This is a genomic window from Chitinophaga filiformis, assembly GCF_021646545.1.
GTDB classification, from domain to species: Bacteria; Bacteroidota; Bacteroidia; order Chitinophagales; family Chitinophagaceae; genus Chitinophaga; species Chitinophaga filiformis_A.
Map to the genome: position 1 here is coordinate 24,077 of NZ_JAKIRP010000001.1, position 20,366 is coordinate 44,442.

Below are 20,366 nucleotides of genomic sequence, written 5' to 3' on the forward strand. Positions count from 1 at the left end.
ACTTTGGAGACAGCGTTTATTCTTAGTACCCCTCGTTTTGTGTCAGGTTCGGGTTTAACAATATCTCACTTTGAGGAATAGGATACCATTGCTGATAGTTTTTCCAGTCGCCGCCTTTCGCTGCAGCGGCATCCTTCATGACGGTATTGACCTTATGGGTACGTTTGAGGTCTAACCAACGGTGGCCCCATTCAGAGAACAATTCCACCTGCCTTTCATGTTGTATCGCATCATCCAGTTTACCTGTGCCATTGATCTTCGGCGCTGGTAAACCCGCCCGCTGTCTGACCATCATCAGGTCTTTCAGTGCCCCGTCCTTGTCGGCCGAATGTAACCTGGCTTCTGCCCTGATGAGGTATTGTTCTGCCAGACGTAATACCATGAGGTATTCTGTTACCGGCTTTGCAGGGTCTGTTGCTTTGTATTTGTAAGGATAATGATCATTTGTACTACCCAGCCAGTATTGTTGACGCAGATCATCTTTTTCCAATGTCTGCATGAATGACGGTGCTGCGAATACAGGGCGCTGTTCTATGAACAACATGGCATCATCGGTAAAAGTCTTATTCACCGGTTGTAGCTGCCAGATGGCTTCTTTGCTATTTTTCAGGAAGACTTTGGACAATGCTACTGTATCGTAAACGCCTTTATTGTCAATAACAGCCGTTGCAGCTGCGATAGCTGCCTGCCAGTTATTCCGGTACAAATGTACCCGGGCCAGTAAAGCAGTAGCTGCCCATTTGTTGGGCCGCAAGCGATCGGACGTAGCAGTCAGGATATTTGCCTGTACATAGTCTGTACGCAGCAAGGAGGCAGCATCTTCCAGGTCTTTTATGATCAGTTCATACACCTTCACAACCGGTGTGCGGGGCAGGGTAGCATTGACCTTGTAGTCAGTGCCGGTCACCAGTGGTACTTCACCAAAAAGATTCACCAGGTAGAAGTAACAGAAAGCCCTGACGAACTTTGCTTCTCCTGCTAATTGTTGCCTGACCGCAAAGGTAAGGCGGGTGGAAGCTGCCAGTCCTTCAATAGCGCCATTGGCCTGGCCGATGTATAAGTACAACAATCTCCATAGGGGTACGGCATCAGGCGTCAGTTGGTTTCTATACATCATCAGGGGCAATTCATCTTCCTGTTGTAACAGGAACTCATCGGCAGAGAGGCCGCATAGATAGGAAAGTCCTTCTGCGCCCATGAAGGCGCCATCATTGCTCATGTTATAGAACAATCCTGTCAGCACTTTAGCAGCGCTGGTATCAGACTGATAGATGGTGCCAGAAGTGCCGCCATCCACCGGTTCTCCGGGGTCCAGCAGTTTGCGGCAGCTACCATAAAGCAGCAGGAAGAAGAGCAATAATATTTTCCTTTGCATTCCCTAAAGGTTTAAAGCGATATTTTCAGTCCGGCAGATAACATCCTCAAAGGAGGTAAGGCCGTGCGTGATTGCGTTTCAGGATCCAGCCCATGATAGCTGGTCAGGGTGAACAGGTTCTGCGCCTGTATATACACCTTACTGTCGTGCAGGTGTAGCCTGTTCTGCAGTTTTTCCGGCAATAACCAGGCAGCTTCCATATAACGACAACGAACAAATGAGGCATTTTCATATCCCAGATTGCTTTCTCTGGCCTTCTGATATCCTTCCCGCAGATTACCATTCTGCGTAAACCGCTGGTGGTCGGCTATGTCGCCCGGCTTTTGCCATCGGGATAGCACCACTGCATATTGGTTTCGCTGGTGTCCCGGCATAATGTCGGGATCGAAAGTGGTATTCATCCCCACCTGCTTTGCAAACTGCAACAGGAGTTCCAGCTGGAACCGGCCCACCCGCAGCGTGTTTTGCCAGCCGCCGAAGAAAACAGGCACACTGTTGACCGACAGGCGTTCTGCCGCTTTATTCGCCGGTCCGGGCTTATTGCTCGAATCGGCAAAGAGGTAGCTTCCTGTAGCAGGATCCACGCCCATGGCAGTAGCCACATAATGCTGCGATAAAGGTTCTCCTTCCACAAAACCACCAGTGCCCAGGATCGAGAGGGTAGGATCTGCATATTGCACCAGCTTATTGCGACCAAAGGAAATATTGAATGAGGAAGCCCATTCAAACTTGTTTTTTCGGATCTGCCGGGTAGACAATACAAACTCCCAACCGCTGTTCCGGATCACCGCAGGCAGGTTGCCAATAATGCTGCTGGCGCCCGTAATATCCGGCAAGGGATAAGGGACCAGCTGCCTGGAAGACCGGTAAATGAAATGACTGGCAGAGAACAGGACCTTATCCTGCAGAAAGCCCAGTTCAAGTCCTGCCTCCGATTTCTGTGTCAGTTCCCAGGCGAAATCTGCATTGAACAGGCGACTGCGCTGCAGACCTACGATGCCCTGGTAAGGACCACTCACGTCACTATACTGGTCCAGGTACTGGTAATCGCCTATCTGGTCATTGCCAGTGGTGCCATAACTCACGCGCAGTTTACCGAAACTCAACACCCGCCGCAAGGAAGACATAAAAGGCTCTTCTGAAAAGATCCATCCTGCACCGGCAGCCGCAAAGACGGCAAACTGTTTCCGCGGACCAAACCGGCTGCTGCCATCCCGGCGTACGCTGAGGTTCAGCAGGTAACGGTTCTTCCAGTTCAATTTCGTTCTCCCAAACAGGGCGGCATAACGGTAAACCGCGCCTTCCGTTTTGCCGTATACCGTATCTGCATATTGGATGTTGCGGATCAGGAGATCGTCTTTGAACCCATCGCCATTGATGTTCTCCCGGGTCTCATTATAGCCCTGCAGGGTGCCTCCAAGCACCAATTCGAGCCCTAATGCCCCTGCCTGGAGCTCGTAGGTCATCTGGGGCTCAATAATGCGGGAAATGGCCTCATAATCGTATTTATGCAGCGAGCCTGTTTTTATGTGCCGCTCAGCAGGTGCATACATCTCAATGGGAAGGATGGTTTCAGATCTACCTGTGAGCCAGTTATAGCCCATGGTGGTCTTGAGCGTGAGGCCGGGCAGTAAACGGTATTCCAGGCCGACGTTACCCAGCAGATTTTTCACATGGGCGTCAAAAAGCGGCCCTACCAGGGCAATGTATGGATTCACCCACTCGTAATTCAGGCTGCCATTTTCCAGGTAAGCCGGCGGCGCATTGGGTGGTTGTGTGATCTGGCCGGTGAAATCAAGCGCTGGCAAGGATGTTTTATCGGCCAGGAAACTGCCGGTAAAGATGGCCTTGAAGCGCTGGTGCGCAGCTGTGGTACTGGTACTGACATGGATCCCTCCCCGGGTATCTCCGAAATTGCCGGGAAAGACGGTGGTTTCCCGGCGGAAATGACCGCTCAGCAGGTATTGGAAACTATTATTGCCACCAGTTACGGATGCCTGGGCGTTGGTCACAGCTGCTGTCCCTCCTATCAATTCCTTTTGCCAGTCGGTATAACGGGTGGTATCCCATTTTAACAGGTCAACGGCATTCCTTTCCGTAGGCGTGACGCTGTCGTTCCTGAATGCCTCCTTGCGCATGCCTACATATTGTTGAGTATTGAGCAGTTTCACTTTGCGGGATGTTTGTCCGAAGCCCCGGTTCACATTGACGGTCAGCTGTGTTTTCCCTGGCTGGCCCTTGCGGGTGGAGATCAGCACAACACCATTGGCGCCGCGGGAGCCATAAATGGCAGTGGCATCGGCATCTTTCAGCACATCTATGCTTTCCACATCTTCCGGATTGATAAAGTTGAAGGCAGAGGCCTTATCGCCCCAGATCTGCGAACCCAGTCCGCCGGTTACCACAGGGTTAAAAGGAATACCATCAATAACGAAAAGGGGTTGTGTACCATTCACCAGGCTGTTTTGTCCGCGGAGCTGCACTTTCATGGCCATACCCGGCACACCGCCGGTTTGGGTAACCAACATACCGGGCACCCTGCCTTGCAGGGCCATTAACAGGTTAGTGCCTGACTGGCCGGCAATAAAGTCGCCTTTGACGGTGGTAACGTTCCCGGTATTGAATCGTGGCGTCGTGGTGCCATAGCCGATAACGACCGTTTCATCCAGCTCCTTCCCCATGATCAATATGGGTGAATCGGGCATATCCATTGGCTGAATGACAGGCCCCATTGCCAGCGTGGCTTTCTCTACATTGATGGATTTCTCATCGAACTTCCAGGTATAACTACCTTTCAGAATGCCCCTGAGCACGTCAGGCAAAGCAGCGTTCCGGAAGTCAACATCCAAAGTACGGTTTACGTCCACCTTTGCGGGATCGTAGCTGAAGTAATACCCGGTCTGCCTTTCAATTTCGGAAAAGATATACTTAAGGGTAAGCTGCTGGCCCATGATAGTCACTTTTTTCCGGGTATAGTGCTGTGCCTTTACCTGGTACAAACAACAGGTAAGCAATATCAGGAGGAATATACTGCGTTTGGCAGGTCTGGGCATTCCCATAAAACAATGTTGTGGCTGTTATCATATAAGTAGCGTTGGATAGCAAAAAGTACTCATGCAGATTATTTTTAGCCCCTTAACAAGCTATTAACTCGAGCCTGTTTGAAATTCTCTACATTTACTCATAAAGAAAATAGAGTCTTTGTTATGAATTCAGTGACTAATAACTACTCAGAAGACGAACTATTTCTCCTCATCCGGCAGGGAAGCGAGGCCGCTTATACTGTGCTGTATGATCGTTTTCTTGATCTGCTCTTCTTAAAGGCTTTCTCGATACTTGATGACACGGACGAGGCCAAAGATGTGGCCCAGGAAGTGTTGATCTGGTTGTGGGACCACCATGCCTCTGTTCAAATCAACACGGGAGTGAAAGCATATCTGATCGGGGCCGTAAAACAACGTTGTGCAGATGTGATCAGGAAAAAGGCCAACCGTGACAACCGCCAGCAAATGTATGCTTCTCTGAGCGCCAGCATTACCGGCACTTCTCCATTAGAGACCAAAGAGCTCGGTCACCAGTTGCAGGCTGCTATGGCCCTTGTCAGCCCGACCAGCAGGAAGGTCTTTATTATGTCCTATATCGAAAAGAAACAAATGAAAGAGATCGCGGCTGCGCTGAACATAAAGGTGCAGACGGCGAAGAACCACATGCAACAAGCCCTGAAGATACTCCGCCAACATTTGCCAAAAAATTAACCCTTTCTACCCAGTACTTTTTTAGGACCGGCGACTACTATATAGTGAATCAGATTTTCACCGAGAGTATCATGCCGGTAGATCCAGAATATATTGAACAACTGGTACTGGAAGAAATAACAGGCACCATCTCACCTGAAGACAGTATCACCCTCAAAACCCTCCTCGAACAGGAACCGGAAGCATATGCCATCTGGCAGCGCATGCACCGGCAACTGACGGGTGGCTATATCCAATCGGTCCGTGAAAGTCTGCATGATGATCTTCCCGTGGAGCAGGTATTTGCTACTGTCAGGAAGCGTAAACGGCGCAAATTATTCATCGGGACCACCCTGAGCCTGGCAGCCTCGCTGCTGGTGCTCTCGGTAGTCCACAAGATAATGCGGCCGGAGAACGAAGCTGTTCTGCCGGCGCCTATCCCTTCTTTCGCCCTCAAATCTGTTGCACTGCAGCTGCCCGATGGACAGTTAGTCCGTCTGGGCAGCGGGCAGCAACAGAAAGTGAATGGGATCACTTTCCTGGAAGAAGATGGAAAGCTATCCTGGTCGGGAGCTAAGCGTTCGCAGATGGCCAGGTTAATTGTTCCCCCCGGGAAAGATTACACCGTTCGCCTGCCGGATGGTACAGAGGTGACGCTCAATGCGACATCCGCCATGGAAATGCCCCTTGCATTTGGCGACAGCCGGGAGGTGACAGTGAAAGGAGAGGCATATTTCAACGTAGCTAAAAATGAAGAAAAGCCCTTCCGCGTACATCTACCGAAGAGCACTGTACAGGTATTGGGTACTTCGTTTAACGTAAACACATATGACAGCAGCCAGGTAAGAGTAGCGCTGGAATCGGGCGCTGTTAAAATGCTCACGAATGATGGCGATGTCTTATTACAGCCAGGTAAGGCGGTACAGTATCAGCCAGGTGTGAGACCTAAAGCCGCTGATTTCGATGCCCATACAGTATTCTCCTGGAAGAGCGGCTACTATGTATTTGAGAACACACCGGTTGCAGTGATCGGCGATGTGATAGAACGTACTTATGGTATACAGGTGATCATCGACTCAAAGGCCACTGCTGAGAAAACATATTCCTCCAGGCTGGAAAAGGGGATGCCACTGGAGAAGTTCCTCGAACGATTAAAGACACTTAACAACATAGATTATAGATTCAAAAACGGAAACACCATTCTGCACTTATTATACCGTCCGTAAACAACTTTGGTTATGCACCCAACATTATTCAAAGCTAACAAGCTTTTAATGATCGAAAAAGACAGGCAGTCTTGTATTGCGGCCAACTGTCTGCCACTGGAGTACCAGAAACTCATCATCCCTTATGCACGATTGTATTTCCGGGAAGATGAGGAATGTGAGATACTCTCCCAACATATTGCCGCCGGTCCCTTTTCACTAGGGCTGCACGACATTTTTGCGAAGGACAGGATCACATTGTTGCCATACACGCCCTTTCATATCTGGACCCTGCATTTTATGTATGAAGACAGTCTCATGATCGAAGGCAAAGAGAATCCCCCTTATCTGCTCGAAGAACGGGAATGTAACCTGTTCAACCTGCACCCGGGGCTACATCCTGTTCCCATGGAAGCCGACAGGAAAGTGTTGTCTGTACACATCAACATTCGTCCTGAGTTCTTCCCTAAGCTCATGGAGCAATACCCTGCACTCAGGGAATTACTGAGCCGTTCCTCGCCGGCGGCAAGCTGTGCGCTCAATGAGCATCCGCATCCGATCAGTGCTGTTTCCGACCTGCTCATACAGCGGATCCTGACCTGCCGTTATACAGGCAAGAAGGCGCATACCTTCCACTATCGCTGCATCCTGGACCTGCTGCTGAACTATGCACAAAGAGAGGCCCAGGCACATGAGCCCTTCCTGTTCAGCAGTCTTGAACACCGGGAAACTTACCGGCAGATCTTTCAATTGCTGGTGGACCAACCACACGAGACGTATTCAGTGGAAGACTTATCCTGGTGGTTCCGCTTGCCTGCGGCAGAGCTATCCAGGGGATTCCGGCAGCATTATGCTATGTCTATAGAAGATTTCAGCCATATGCAGCGGATGATGTTCACTTATACCCTGCTGCATAAAAAGAACGGTTCACTGCCCGTTATCGCTGAAACTGCTGGTTTTAGAACGGTGGATGAAATGGTGAAACAAGTGGAAGCTTATTACGCGTTCAAAATAAAAAGATAAAAATCAATCTCGGAAAAAGCTGTTACGATTCCTCCTGGAACGCAACTATTGTATCCCGGGCCTCATTTTGTCAGACTGTCGAGGTCGGGGACCTACAATCATTCCGTACAGCTTAAAAACCAACCATGAAGAGATTGAATGCAGCAGCGGCTGCCATCGCATTGTTGTGTGCAACGCAGGGATATATCTACGCGCAGACACCCAATAACTCCAATTCCACCTGGCAGATGCAACCTGTCAGTATTCAAACAAGATGGGCAAAAGAAGTAAATCCCAAAAACGTCCTGCCCGAATATCCGCGGCCACAAATGGTCAGGAATGAATGGCAGAACTTAAATGGATTATGGGAGTACGCTATCACCCCTAAAGATGCCGCCAGGCCTACACAGTTCAACGGACAGATCCTGGTACCTTTTCCTATAGAATCGGCCCTGTCCGGTGTTAAAAAACCATTTCTACCGACGCAGCGTTTATGGTATAAACGCACCATCACCAAACCTGACATCACAGGCGGCAAACGCGTGTTGTTACATTTTGGCGCGGTTGACTGGCAGGCTACTGCTTATATCAATGGCAAAGAAATTGGCGGCCATACTGGCGGCTATCAAAACTTCTCTTTCGATATTACTGATGCATTAAAAGATGGCAATAACGAACTCGAAGTATCCGTATTTGACCCTACCGATCAGGGTATCAATCCTCATGGCAAGCAGGTATTGAACCCGCAGAATATAATGTATACCGCCAGCAGCGGTATCTGGCAGACGGTATGGATGGAAACCGTACCGCCTGCTTACATTAACAACATCCGTATTACGCCTGATATTGACAAGGGCAATCTACAACTGGAAGTGATCACTGCCGGTAAGGAAGGTGATTATTCCGTGGAAGCCGTTGCATCTAATGGCAAGAAAGTAAAAGGCAAGCCTAACACACAGCTGTTATTGCCGGTGCCCAATGCGCGGCTATGGAGCCCTGATCAGCCATACTTGTACAATCTGAATGTAAAGCTGCTGTACAAGGGTAAAGTGGTGGACACCATCGGCAGTTATTTCGGCATGCGTAAAATAGAAGTGAAGAAGGATGAGAAAGGGGTGGAGCGCCTGTTCCTGAACAACAAATACACATATCATTTAGGTGTATTAGATCAGGGTTTCTGGCCGGAGGGATTGTACACTGCTCCTACAGATGAAGCCCTGAAGTTTGATATTATGGCTATCAGGAATATGGGGTATAATACTATCCGTAAGCATATCAAACTGGAGCCGGCACGCTGGTATTATCATGCTGACAGAACAGGTATGTTGGTATGGCAGGATATGGTCACTTGTGCGAACAATAAACCTGAAGCCAGAAATGCATTTGAAAAAGAAAACAAGGAAAATATTGCGCAGCTGTACAATTATCCAAGTATCGTTATCTGGGTACTGTTTAATGAGGGCTGGGAGCGTTATGACCAGAAGCGCCTGACGGAATGGATGCAAGAAACAGATCCGTCACGTGTAGTGAATGGTCACTCTGGTGAAAACTATGACCGTGGTGCTCCCGAGGACGCTCAAAAATGGGCAAGCAGCGATCTGACAGACATCCATGATTATCCTGGTCCTGGCATTCCACCTGCATTGCCGGGCAAAGCGCGTGTACTGGGTGAATGGGGTGGTGTAAGAGTAGCCACACTAAAACATCAATGGAATGACATGGAAGGCTGGGGATATATCCAGGTACCTGCAAGTGCATTCAAACTGAAGTACGACTCCATGGTAAAAAGTTTGAAATCTCTCGAAGAAAGAGGTTTGTCAGGCTCGATCTACACCGAACCGTTTGATGTGGAAACAGAAGAAAATGGCATGATGACCTATGATCGTGAGGTGATCAAGATATCTGATGAAGATCTTAGAAAGATTCACAGCCAGATATTAGCACAGGCAGGAAATTATACGGCTGCTCCTGGCGTATTTCAAGCTAAGGTAGCCGACACTGCCGATCCGGATCTGCAGTATGTTTCTCTGTTACAACAATTCCGAAATGGCAAAAAAGATCCGGAGTTCCTAAGGGATCTTACGCTCATGTCGACACGTTTAAAAGATGAAAAAAACACGCCGGAATTAAGCGCAGCATACATCAACAGTATGTCTGATCCGTTTACATTCAGGAATATGACTTTCATCAATCGGTTTACCAGATCGACAAAGGATCCAGGCTTTAATATCTTATTTAACAATCAACAGAAAGCAGGTGATGTAATAGGTGATGATAGGGTAAGAAGCAGGATAAAGTCTGCGATATTCAATGACGAAATTAAAGATTTTGTTTCCGGACCTAATGCAAATCCAGACTGGAACGATTTAGAAAAAAAAATTGTACCTAAATATGGATCTCCTGGTGAAGAAATGCTGTTGCATGCCAAAGCCATTCACTACATAAACCATAAAGATTGGAACAACTTTGTCCCGGCTGCATCTACATTAATCGATAAATACAGAAAAAGTGTACCTAGCGGCATGTTAAATGATTTTGCCTGGGCAGTGTTTGAAAATGTATCAGACACTTTACTACTAAAATCTGCGCTTCAATGGAGTAAGTACAGTCTGGAAGAAGAACAGGCAGCAATGATGATGGACACCTATGCAAATCTGCTGCATAAATTAGGTAATCAGCAAGAAGCAATAAAGTGGGAACAAAAAGCCGTGGACTCCGACCCACGGGACATGGTATTCAAAGAAACTCTCGAAAAAATGAAAAAAGGTGAAAAAACCTGGAACTAAATAACTCACGCAAGGGGCGCATCTCATACCAGATGCACCCTTTGTACATTAACCTCATATTAACTTCTTTTTATTTTTCATTTATTAGTTTAGCAGTGAACCAACTTTCACCATCCTCATATGATAGCTCACTATACCGAACTGCTCGATACTTTTGACAAAACCCCTATTGAGGACTGGGCATTCTACTTCCATAATAATGCTGAAAGAATTGATACACTCATCAAGTTTTACGAAGCATATAACAAACATGTCATGAATGCGCAGGCGAAACGCATTCGTGAGATTAAAAAAAGTATTTGTCAGCTGACAAGAGATAATCGCTGGTCGGATATAGAGGGCCTGGAACTAACTTATCGTGATTTTAAACCACCTTTGTATATCCACGGGAGTTTCAATTCCGCAGTAGCAAATCCCCTGGAAACTTTCCACATTCACATCGTCGTCCCTACCATACAAGCCTGGAATCATTACGAAGACCAGCTGCTCAATCATTATACAGCAGAGGAACCTTTGATAGCGGGCAACAAGACAATATTACCGATTGCCACCATCCCCGGGCGGCAGGAAGAACTGATCCTGAAAGCCTTGCAGGAAGTGCATTTGTTCGTATCCAGCCTCACTTTGAAGAATTTTTCGCCTTCGTTAACATCTCATTAACGAACTTCCCTTTCCAATTTCTTAGCTTAGCTCATAATAGCGATTACCGTTGTACCATTCCATTGGAACACCAACGAAACCGGCTCAACGATTATGCATTGTTCCCATGTCGCCAGCCCTCATGCACGCTGATAGCGGATTGCCTGGCTTATTTGTAGTTCATGTGTTGAATCAAAATAGACCGTTAAAACGCGATTATGTATCCGACCGTATTTGAACACAACAAACTGCTGTTGATTGATCGCCTTGACCAGGACTATTTTCCTGCAGCGAAGATACCAACCGAATATTTGCCGCTTATCATACCATATGCAGGCTTATATTATGAGCAGGATGACGATTATAATATGCTGTCGCAGCATGTCCGGCTGGGGCCTTTCTCCCTGTGGCTGCACGATGTATTTGCCCATAAAGACATTGTACTGCGCCCCTATACACCCTTCCACCTCTGGGCGTTGCACTTCATGTATGAAGATACCCTGCGTGCGGTGTCACCAAAAACACCAGATGTATTTACCCTGGGGGAAAGACAGTGCAACCTGTTCAACCTCTACTCCCACATGCCGCGTATACCCATGCCGGGAGGTAAGAAAGTGCTTTCATTCCATATCAATATACTGCCATCAGACCTGATGTTGCTCGTACAACACTATCCGGGTCTTTACTATCTCGCTAACAAAAGGGTGCAAAGAACATCCAGCGTCATTAACGAACAGCCTTACCGTATCAATGCTGTTTGTAATATGCTGATCCAGAACATCCTGTCATGCCGGTACATCGAGACCACTGCCGCCTATTTCCTGCAGCGCTGTTGCCTGGACCTCTTCCTCAACTTCGCCCAGCAGGATGCGATCGCAGACCAGATTGCGCCTTATACGGAGGAACAGGCAGCCCTTTTTCACCAGCTCTTCATCTACCTGACCGAGCATCCGCAGCTCAACCACACAGTGCAGGAACTCGCCAAAATGTTCAACATGTCGGGGCTGAAGCTGGCGCAGGGGTTCCGGGCGCAATTTAGTCTCGGTCTCGTTCCCTTCCTGCACATGCAGAAAATGATGATGCTTTATCACCTATTCATGCAGAAAGCATGTAGCCTGCAGGACGCAGTAGGCGCTTCCGGCTATCCAAACGTAGAAGAGATGGTAAAGGACTTCGAAAAGTACTACGGCTGCAACCTGACTGCATTGCGCAGAAACATGTAAATTTCATTTTGCGTTGTTTACCACAAAGCTCCGCCAGGAGCTTTTTTTGTGCCCGCTATACCCTTCCCTCCAAAGTTTTTCCCCCAATCTCCTAAGTTCTCTTCCCGCCTTCACACCTACCTTTGAAAAGAACGAAAACTTGTATACTACCATTTTAGAGTTTCTCCAAAAGTTAGCCCATGGATCAACCCATATTAATACCACAAACAGATAGCCAGGTTCCTGTAAAAAGAAAAGCCATCATTATAGGAGCTGGTCCCGCCGGATTAACGGCCGCATACGAACTACTAAAAAGATCCGACATCATTCCGGTTATACTGGAAAAGTCAGGAGATATTGGTGGTATCTCAAAGACCATTAATTATAAAGGTAATCGCATGGACATTGGCGGTCACCGCTTCTTTTCGAAATCAGACCGTGTTATGAACTGGTGGCTAAACATCCTCCCTGCCCAGGAAACAGGCAGTGAACAGTTCACCATCAGCTATCAGAATAAATCCAGGCAGGTTGCGCCCGGCGAAAGCGTTACCTCGGGCAACGCCGACAAAGTAATGCTGGTCAGGGAACGCCTCTCCCGCATCTACTTCCTGCGGAAGTTCTTTACTTATCCGATACAGCTTTCTATCGATACACTAAGGAAACTGGGAATAGGCACCACCATCTCTATCCTGGTTTCCTATCTTCAGGCCCAGATCTCTCCCCGTAAACCGGAGAACAGCCTGGAAGACTTTATGATCAACCGCTTTGGCAAAACACTGTACAAACTGTTCTTCCGCGACTATACGGAGAAAGTGTGGGGCGTACCCTGTCACGAAATTCCGGCGGAATGGGGCGCACAACGTATCAAGGGCGTGAGCATCCGCAAGGCTATTCAACACGCTGTGCAGTCGGCCGTAAAGAAGAAGAAAAAGAAAACAGGCGACATCGCCCAGAAAGATACCGAAACCAGCCTGATAGAGCAGTTCCTCTACCCTAAACTCGGCCCCGGCCAGTTGTGGGAAGAAGTGGCCCGCCAGGTACAGGAAATGGGCGGTACCATCCTGATGCACCATGACGTGATCTCTGTCAATACACAAGACGGTAAAGTAACCGCCGTAGAGGCCTTTAACAAACAAGACCTCCAGACCGTAGAATTAAAAGGGGACTTTTTCTTCAGCACCATGCCTATAAAAGAGCTCATCGCCAGCATGGATGCAGACATACCACAGAATGTACGCGAAGTGGCAGCCGGACTGCAATACCGCGATTTCATCACCGTAGGCATCCTGCTCCAGAACCTCTCAGAACAGGACAAAAGAACCGGTAAATGGAAGCCTTTACAGCTGAAAGATACGTGGATCTATATACAGGAAAAAGACGTAAAAGTAGGCCGCCTGCAGCTGTTCAACAACTGGAGCCCCTACCTGGTGAAAGATCCTAACACCGCCTGGGTAGGTATGGAATTCTTCTGTAATGAAACAGACGACTTCTGGAAACTGCCGGATGAAAAGATCGCTGCTCTCGCTATCCGCGAACTGCAGAAAATAGGATTGGCCAATGCGAATGACGTGCTCGATTCTACTGTACTGCGCGTGGAAAAAACCTACCCTGCTTATTTCGGCGCCTACGAAAGGTTTGATGAAGTGAAACAATATGTGAATACCTTCCCGAACCTCTTCCTCGTTGGAAGGAATGGTATGCACAAGTATAATAACGCTGACCACTCCATGCTTACCGCGATGGTGGCAGTAGACAATATCATTGCTGGTGAAACCGGGAAGGAGAATATCTGGTCCATCAATACGGAACAGGAGTATCACGAAGAAAAAACGGGACAAACCGCCTGATCAGCTGTATAAAAAATTAGCCGGACAGGAGTGCCCGGCTACATGTATACAGACTAAAAAATTCAATCAGGATGTAATGATACACCTTTCAACATTGAAATAAGTTAATGCGAGGTTAACAGAATTAAATTTCCCTTTTGTAACCGCAAATTGATCCGGCGCTTCATGCCACTGTTTCCTTCAGCGTCGCGATTACGCTGATCGTTGACCCGGCTGTAGGACTATTGGCCTGGTAGCGGTAAACACCACACCCGGGCCATTTTCCTGCAACAGCAAGAGATGGCTGATCAGGAATTAAGTATTAGGCATGATGCTTAATTCGTAGACGTAATTTCCTGATGCCAGATTTATCAATCCCTAATTCATTTTACATGCGAACGCCATTGTTACCGCTGCAGCAACTGCTGGACAGTATGCAGCACCCGCCACGTCCAGACGATCCCTCAGCTTATGAAATAGCCAGTTCCATGCATAAACAATCCCTGGCCGCTATAGAAAATATTACCCTGGCTTTTGAAGAATGCCTGGCTGCAGGCGTCAGCGAACAAACCCTCCATAAATATGTGAGTACCTGCCAGGAAAAGATCACGGCGCTTTGCAACGACGTACCTTTCAGCTGGCTGGAAGTAGAAACATCTGCCCCGGTGGAATACGACGAATGGCGCTACCTCTGTAATGACATCTGCCATCAACTGGAAGATCTCATTCTTTACCTCATGTTTACCTATGCCAGGTTTTATAACAAGATGGCGGTTACGCCAAACGTGTACCGGGAACTGATGCGGCAACGCATCGCTCCCGGTCTTTCTGTGATCCGCAGCTGGTTCAATGAAAGTGATGAAAGCTGCCGGGAACTGCAGATGATGATACTGAGCCTGTATGATGCGTTCCTGCCGGAAGTGCCCAATAAGATGAACCACTACCAGCTGGACTTCCTCCGCGAACTGCAGCAGGCATTGCTTAAGTACTGGTCGCAGGAGGATAATACACTGGAACACGGGTTATTACAGCAATTGCTGTTCTCCCTCAACTTCAACAGCACGGATTATTATCACTATTGCACGTCTTATATCAGTCAGCAGCTGGCAGAACTGCCAGACACGCACACACAACTGGACCTGCTGTCTTTCATTCATAAAACGCTCTGCCAGATACCTGTAAAACAAGGCCTGGCCTATAGTCATGATGCACCGTCTATTATCGCATTGTTGAAGGAATGGCTGCAGGTGGAAAGTAAATACCGGCAGTCGGGGATGAAACGTCAGTCATCCAAAAGTGTGAAAAAGTTCAAAACACTACCTGAAAATTTCAAGTTACAAACCAATCTGACACTGCCGGAGCTGGCAGCGCTTTTCAAGATCCTAAAAGAAGCGGGCATTATAGAGAACAGGAATATGCAGGATGTATTCCGCCTGGTAGCACTCTGTTTCTCTGTTCAAAAAAAGGAAGCATTTGAAGGAAGTCTCTTCCAGTCAAATTACTATCATATCTCCCAGGAAACATTAAAAAAGATGGAGGACCTGGCGCATGCGCTTGTCAGGAAAACCTGGCAACTGAGAAAAGGGTTGTAAGCCACTATACATGGCTTACTTTTTCTTCTTCTTTTTTTTCTTCAGCATTTCCTGCTGCTTGTTATGCTCATCCAGCAACAACTGCCAGTTATCGTTCGGGATATCTTCAGAGAAACTGATCGTTTCCCGGTAATCATTCTTGTCTATTTTCATGACGGTGATCTCCTTACCGATGTAAGTCTGGATGGCTTCCAGCACCGGCTTTTCTTCCTCGCTGCAAAAAGAGACTGCCTGTCCTTTCTTTACACCGCGGCCGGTACGCCCTACACGGTGTACATAGTTTTCCGGCACATCCGGCAGGTCATAATTCACCACATAATCTACATCAGGAATATCAATCCCCCTGGCATTCACATCTGTAGTGATCAGCAGTTTGATATCTCCCTTTTTGAACTCTTCCATCACCTGCAGGCGGTTATCCTGCTCCTTGCCGCCATGCATGGCCAAAGACTTGATGCCTACGCGCTCCATGGCAGCCACTACCCTTTCCACGCGCACTTTGGTGCGCACGAACACGAGGATCTTATTTTCAGGGAACTCTTTCACCAGTCTTTCCAAGAAGAAACGTTTATCGTCCATCTCCACAAAGGCAACGGCATGTTGTACGTTTTTAGACACAGGGTCCTGCGGAGAGATCTGGATCCTGATAGGGTTCCTTACAACTGAATAGGCCAGGTCCTTGATCTCCTCGTCGATAGTCGCAGAGAAGAACAGGGTCTGGTGATTACGGGGCAGGTGTTTCAGCACATCCCGGATGTCCCGGATGAACCCGAGGTCCAGCATATGGTCTGCCTCATCCAGGATCAGGATACCTGTCTGGCTGAGGTCAATAAAACCCCGGCTGATCAGGTCGAACATGCGGCCTGGTGTGGCAACCAGTACATCCACGCCCTGGGCCAGCTTTTTCAGCTGTGGCGTCTCGTCTACGCCTCCATGCAGCCCTAATATGTTGAGTTTTGTGTATTTAGCTATATTGACAAATACTTCCGTGATTTGGACAGCCAGTTCGCGGGTCGGTACCATTACCACACATCGCACTTCCCCCTTCGTTTTCCGGAGATGGAACCTTTGCAGCATATGCAGCACTGGAATAGCAAAAGCGGCTGTTTTACCCGTTCCTGTCTGCGCAATGGCCAATACATCATCTCCCTTCAGGATGGAAGGAATTGCCTTAAATTGAATATCCGTAGGACGCTTAAAACCCAACTCGGCTAAACTTCTCTTAATCTCTTCGGAAATATGGTACTGCTCAAACTTCATTCGGCAAAGATAAGGCTAGCAACTGACATTGGCGAAAGGAGGGCTCAGGCGGATCATACCTACTGATTCAGCGTTAGTAGCCCTATGTGTTGGCTTACAAATTGTAATAGTTATATTTAATGATAATTCATTCTCATGAAAGGCAAATTCTTTGTCAGATTGCACCCGATACACCGCATACTGATCAGTATAGGTATAGCAGGCCTGGCATACCTGCTTACACAGCTCGCATCCTTAACCCCGCTCATTCGTGTTGTGTTGGTGTGGGATGTATTTGCCCTTGCGTATAACGTCACCTGCTGGATCGTGTTCTTTAACCGCAGCGTGGACGAGATCCGGAAATATGCCAGAAAGGAGGACGGCAGCCGGACATTTGTATTCATCGTGATCCTGCTGGCTTGTTTTGCCAGTATGCTGATGGTATTGTTACTTATGATATCTGACGAGTCAAAACAAGCAGACAAATTCCTATATATACCGGTAGCCATAGCTGGCATCCTGTTTTCCTGGGGCATGGTGCATACCATGTTTACCTTTCACTATGCCCATATTTACTATGACGACGATGAAGATAACGTGCAAAAACAGGCAGGCGGCCTGGAATTCACGAAAGAACCGGAACCCGACTACCTGGATTTTGCCTATTTCTCTTTTGTGATCGGGATGACCTTCCAGGTGTCGGACGTGGAGATCAGCGCCCGCAAGCTGCGCCGTACAGCGTTACTGCACGGCCTCCTGGCCTTTGGCCTGAATACTTTCGTGGTAGCGCTGACCATCAACCTGGTGGCAGGCCTGAGGGGTTAATGACGCCAATGGCAGTCCTGTTATTCAAAATGACTCCAGAATGCCTGCGTAGCCAGCTGACCGGCCCTGCGCAGGCGGTTCCTTTCCCGCAATGGCTGTACAAGGGAGCGATACGCCTGTTGCAGGTAAGGCCAGCCAAAGGCGGCGGTATTGAATATGATCATGATGGAAGAGAATAATTGTAATCCCATAAAGACGGCAATGCCCAGGTGCATCAGTACAATGGCAAGATAGCCATAGGGGCGGCTGCGGCGCCACCAGATGAAGAATGGGTAGCCTATTTCCAGAAACAATGTGCTCCATCCGATCACTTTGGCCAACAGGGGATAATTGGCCATCCAGCGCATATCAAAACGGGCAAACTGTCCCTGCATCAGCGTCTGCCAGATAGCTTCCCCATTCCACCATTGTATACCCATGGCCTTTTCAACACCAGAAGCAATATATACAAGACAGAGGTGCAGCTGTAATACCCGGATTGCCAGTGTATTCCATTCACTGGATACGGGTTTCGTATGTAGGGAAAAGGTATCCCAGGCATACACGGCTCCTACCGGCATGATAATACAATAGAACAAGGCAATATGCATAAACGTTTCCACGCCGTATGCGCCCATGAAACCGGTATTAATGAACATAAACTGTAATGCCCACGCTATAAAGGCCGCATAGCGGGTAAATTTCCCTAACAGCAATAAGGTCAGGCTGCATAAGTAAACTCCCATCAGCACATATACCCAGGTATCAGCAGCAATGCCTGTTACATGTACCAATGGCTGCAACCAGGATAACTGGGGCATATAAGGGTCTACAATACCACTGCTGATAGACCAGGGTACCAGTCCGTCGGCACCATACAACAGGGTAATACTTCCGGCCAGCCAGCCGCCCTGTACTAATCCCAGCAGAGCGATCGCTATTCTGAAAAATGCCAGTGGCTCGCCAGTCGAAGGAGCCAGGAAAAAACGTTTAAAATGGGTAAACATAGTGGCAACGTTTTAAATCTTTGGGGATGTTTTTTTAAAATCTTTCACCAGGAATGGCTCCCACTTTGGCGTAGCGCCTGCGCGGAAAGCAGCCATATCCGGTACCTGCTTGCCGATGACGGTCACCCGCACCATCTGGCTCGAAGGATGCTGACGTAACATATAAGCGGCACAGCTCTTTGCCAGCAGTGACTGGGCCTCTTCTATACTGAAGAAATTATAGATGGTTTGTATACGGCGGTTGCATTCCGTATTGGTACTTTCCAGCCGGGTTACCCGCTGTTGTGTGTCATCTGCGAGGGTGTACACCACAGCTATTTCATTACCGATATTGGGTGCGAAAAAACTGAAGATATTTCCGCTGCCGGTATAATCGCCATAGGTGGTGATCTGTTTCAGCCACCAGGGTTTATGTGGTGTCCATTCTTCCAGGTGAGCAGCATGTAAAGCGGCTACCGTGAGGTGGAAGAGCGCGATACCTATCCAGCAGAGATGTTTTGTCGTTATCATGACAGGTGATTGAAAATTAGATGGATGCTACAAAGACGGCCTTACGAAGGGGCATTGGCGTGGCAGCCGCCGGATGTATGATGATCTGTTGAAATCATCAGAAATAGCACCGGGAAGGCCGTCATTCACCGGATGCTATTTCTGAATCAAGCGTGCAATCAGTTAGAACCCAATTATGGCGCCACCAGCTACTTCTTCTACGGCCAGCTTTTCAAAGCGGGTATCCAGGCGGGCGAAATTGGCGCGGATATCTTTCAGGATTTCAGGATCGAAACAACCGATCAGGTTGGGGAACCTTCTTCTGAGGATATCTTCCCATTTCAGGCCGTTGTAGATAGTGAGGCGGGCGCCGGCGGAGGGTACCTGGGTAATATCAGCAGTGCCATAGAAACCACGGGTAAAGTAAGGCAGTATACCGGCAGGTATTGACAGGCGGAATTTAGACAGCGTTGTTTGTCCGATCACTTTCTGGTCTACTACGTCGGGCAATAAACGTGCACCGGCATCCAGGAATGATTTGGTAGCAAGCAGTTGTTGTCCTCTACCTATTTCATATACGCCCAGATCAAAGAGCTGTTTTGGATCTACTTTCTGCGCCAGTGATGCTGCACGGGAAGCGACATCCAGGATGGGGATCATGGTAGGACAGGTTTTGATCCAGATCTTCCGGAAAGGAACTCTTTCATAACCGATCTTAGCCAGTTCGGGGAATGGCGGACGACCACCGGGGCCAAAGAACTGTGTTTCGTCAGACAGGTTGCCGTAACGGGCTTTGGTAATGTAGTTGTTAGCGGGTAATCCATCAAAAGCCAACAGATAGGTGTCCGGTGAAAGGTCTTTCAGGATTGCATCCAGTTCGTCCGTGCCATTCAGTCTGGCGCCGGTTTCAGTCGTGGAACCAATAGATGACTGAGGGGTAGCCTGCTGGTCTTTCTTGCAGGAGAACAGTGACAGGGCAGCTATTGCAGCCACGCCTGTAAACAGGAGATGTTTACGCATTTTCTTTGGGGTTTGTGGTTAATGAATAATTCGATGACACAAAATTCAATCAATTAACCCTGCCCGTCAATCGCAAAAACTCCTGTTTTACTACGTATAAATACGCAAACAATGGAAAAATCAACAGATGGGCTACAAAACATGCAGCCCATCCGTTCATAACTTTACATTCTACTGCTCTTAGCGCAGGAACAGGATCTTACCAGCCTCACTGGGTTTGTAAGTACCGGTAGCGGCGTCAAACGTATAAGTACAGGTGCCGAAATGGTCCCATGCACATACGTAGTCATAATCCTTAATGCCTGCTACTGCAAACTCGCCTGTACTAGTCTTGTAGTACTTGGTTTCAGCACGTTCAGCCTTGTTCTGTAAACTGGTGGCTACCGCTGTTCCGGCAGCAAGGGTAACGGCCACTGCCATTAACGCGAATCTTAGATTTTTCATTT

General features: G+C 48.1%; 16 protein-coding genes. 9 read left to right on the forward strand and 7 right to left on the reverse strand.

Annotated features, from left to right (window positions below; translation table 11 throughout):
- Positions 1 to 22 precede the first annotated feature (22 nt).
- Together L3C95_RS00100 and L3C95_RS00105 are read right to left on the reverse strand one after the other, a co-directional pair.
- The gene (locus L3C95_RS00100; protein ID WP_236384014.1) at positions 23 to 1,375 is read right to left on the reverse strand and encodes a RagB/SusD family nutrient uptake outer membrane protein; all 1,353 of its coding nucleotides are present in this window, start codon (positions 1,373 to 1,375) and stop codon (positions 23 to 25) included.
- An 11-nt stretch (positions 1,376 to 1,386) separates the two neighbouring features.
- Positions 1,387 to 4,434 (reverse strand): SusC/RagA family TonB-linked outer membrane protein, encoded by a 3,048-nt coding sequence (locus tag L3C95_RS00105; RefSeq protein WP_236384015.1) that lies wholly within the window; start codon positions 4,432 to 4,434, stop codon positions 1,387 to 1,389.
- A 147-nt stretch (positions 4,435 to 4,581) separates the two neighbouring features.
- Between L3C95_RS00105 and L3C95_RS00110 the strand changes: the two genes are divergently transcribed.
- The 8 genes from L3C95_RS00110 (at position 4,582) to L3C95_RS00145 (ending at position 15,361) form a co-directional block, all read left to right on the forward strand.
- Entirely contained in the window at positions 4,582 to 5,130 is a 549-nt protein-coding gene (locus L3C95_RS00110) for a sigma-70 family RNA polymerase sigma factor (protein ID WP_236384016.1), read from the forward strand.
- Between the two features lie 71 nt (positions 5,131 to 5,201).
- Complete coding sequence (locus tag L3C95_RS00115; RefSeq protein WP_236384017.1) at positions 5,202 to 6,335, forward strand: FecR family protein; 1,134 nt, start codon at positions 5,202 to 5,204, stop codon at positions 6,333 to 6,335.
- 12 nt (positions 6,336 to 6,347) lie between these two features.
- Positions 6,348 to 7,337, forward strand: a complete 990-nt coding sequence (locus tag L3C95_RS00120; RefSeq protein ID WP_236384018.1) for a hypothetical protein — start codon at positions 6,348 to 6,350, stop codon at positions 7,335 to 7,337.
- Between the two features lie 125 nt (positions 7,338 to 7,462).
- Positions 7,463 to 10,102: a glycoside hydrolase family 2 protein gene (locus L3C95_RS00125; RefSeq protein WP_236384019.1), complete on the forward strand. Its 2,640-nt coding sequence runs from the start codon at positions 7,463 to 7,465 to the stop codon at positions 10,100 to 10,102.
- A 120-nt stretch (positions 10,103 to 10,222) separates the two neighbouring features.
- Positions 10,223 to 10,762, forward strand: a complete 540-nt coding sequence (locus L3C95_RS00130) for a hypothetical protein (RefSeq protein ID WP_236384020.1) — start codon at positions 10,223 to 10,225, stop codon at positions 10,760 to 10,762.
- Between the two features lie 197 nt (positions 10,763 to 10,959).
- Positions 10,960 to 11,964 (forward strand): helix-turn-helix domain-containing protein, encoded by a 1,005-nt coding sequence (locus L3C95_RS00135; RefSeq protein WP_236384021.1) that lies wholly within the window; start codon positions 10,960 to 10,962, stop codon positions 11,962 to 11,964.
- 179 nt (positions 11,965 to 12,143) lie between these two features.
- Entirely contained in the window at positions 12,144 to 13,790 is a 1,647-nt protein-coding gene (locus L3C95_RS00140; protein ID WP_236384022.1) for an NAD(P)/FAD-dependent oxidoreductase, read from the forward strand.
- A 371-nt stretch (positions 13,791 to 14,161) separates the two neighbouring features.
- Entirely contained in the window at positions 14,162 to 15,361 is a 1,200-nt protein-coding gene (locus tag L3C95_RS00145; RefSeq protein ID WP_236384023.1) for a hypothetical protein, read from the forward strand.
- A 15-nt stretch (positions 15,362 to 15,376) separates the two neighbouring features.
- On the opposite strand, the gene L3C95_RS00150 is transcribed toward L3C95_RS00145, so the two are convergent.
- The gene (locus L3C95_RS00150; RefSeq protein ID WP_236384024.1) at positions 15,377 to 16,621 is read right to left on the reverse strand and encodes a DEAD/DEAH box helicase; all 1,245 of its coding nucleotides are present in this window, start codon (positions 16,619 to 16,621) and stop codon (positions 15,377 to 15,379) included.
- Positions 16,622 to 16,756: 135 nt separating this feature from the next.
- Between L3C95_RS00150 and L3C95_RS00155 the strand changes: the two genes are divergently transcribed.
- Positions 16,757 to 17,425 carry a DUF1345 domain-containing protein gene (locus tag L3C95_RS00155; RefSeq protein WP_236384025.1) on the forward strand — a complete coding sequence of 223 codons (669 nt, stop codon included), beginning with the start codon at positions 16,757 to 16,759 and terminating at the stop codon, positions 17,423 to 17,425.
- Between the two features lie 20 nt (positions 17,426 to 17,445).
- On the opposite strand, the gene L3C95_RS00160 is transcribed toward L3C95_RS00155, so the two are convergent.
- From L3C95_RS00160 to L3C95_RS00175, 4 genes are all read right to left on the reverse strand, one after another.
- Positions 17,446 to 18,411, reverse strand: a complete 966-nt coding sequence (locus L3C95_RS00160) for an HTTM domain-containing protein (RefSeq protein ID WP_236384026.1) — start codon at positions 18,409 to 18,411, stop codon at positions 17,446 to 17,448.
- 12 nt (positions 18,412 to 18,423) lie between these two features.
- Positions 18,424 to 18,921: a hypothetical protein gene (locus tag L3C95_RS00165; RefSeq protein ID WP_236384027.1), complete on the reverse strand. Its 498-nt coding sequence runs from the start codon at positions 18,919 to 18,921 to the stop codon at positions 18,424 to 18,426.
- 162 nt (positions 18,922 to 19,083) lie between these two features.
- Entirely contained in the window at positions 19,084 to 19,920 is an 837-nt protein-coding gene (locus tag L3C95_RS00170) for a hypothetical protein (RefSeq protein ID WP_236384028.1), read from the reverse strand.
- 180 nt (positions 19,921 to 20,100) lie between these two features.
- Positions 20,101 to 20,364, reverse strand: a complete 264-nt coding sequence (locus L3C95_RS00175) for a DUF6520 family protein (protein WP_236384029.1) — start codon at positions 20,362 to 20,364, stop codon at positions 20,101 to 20,103.
- Between the last annotated feature and the right edge of the window lie 2 nt (positions 20,365 to 20,366).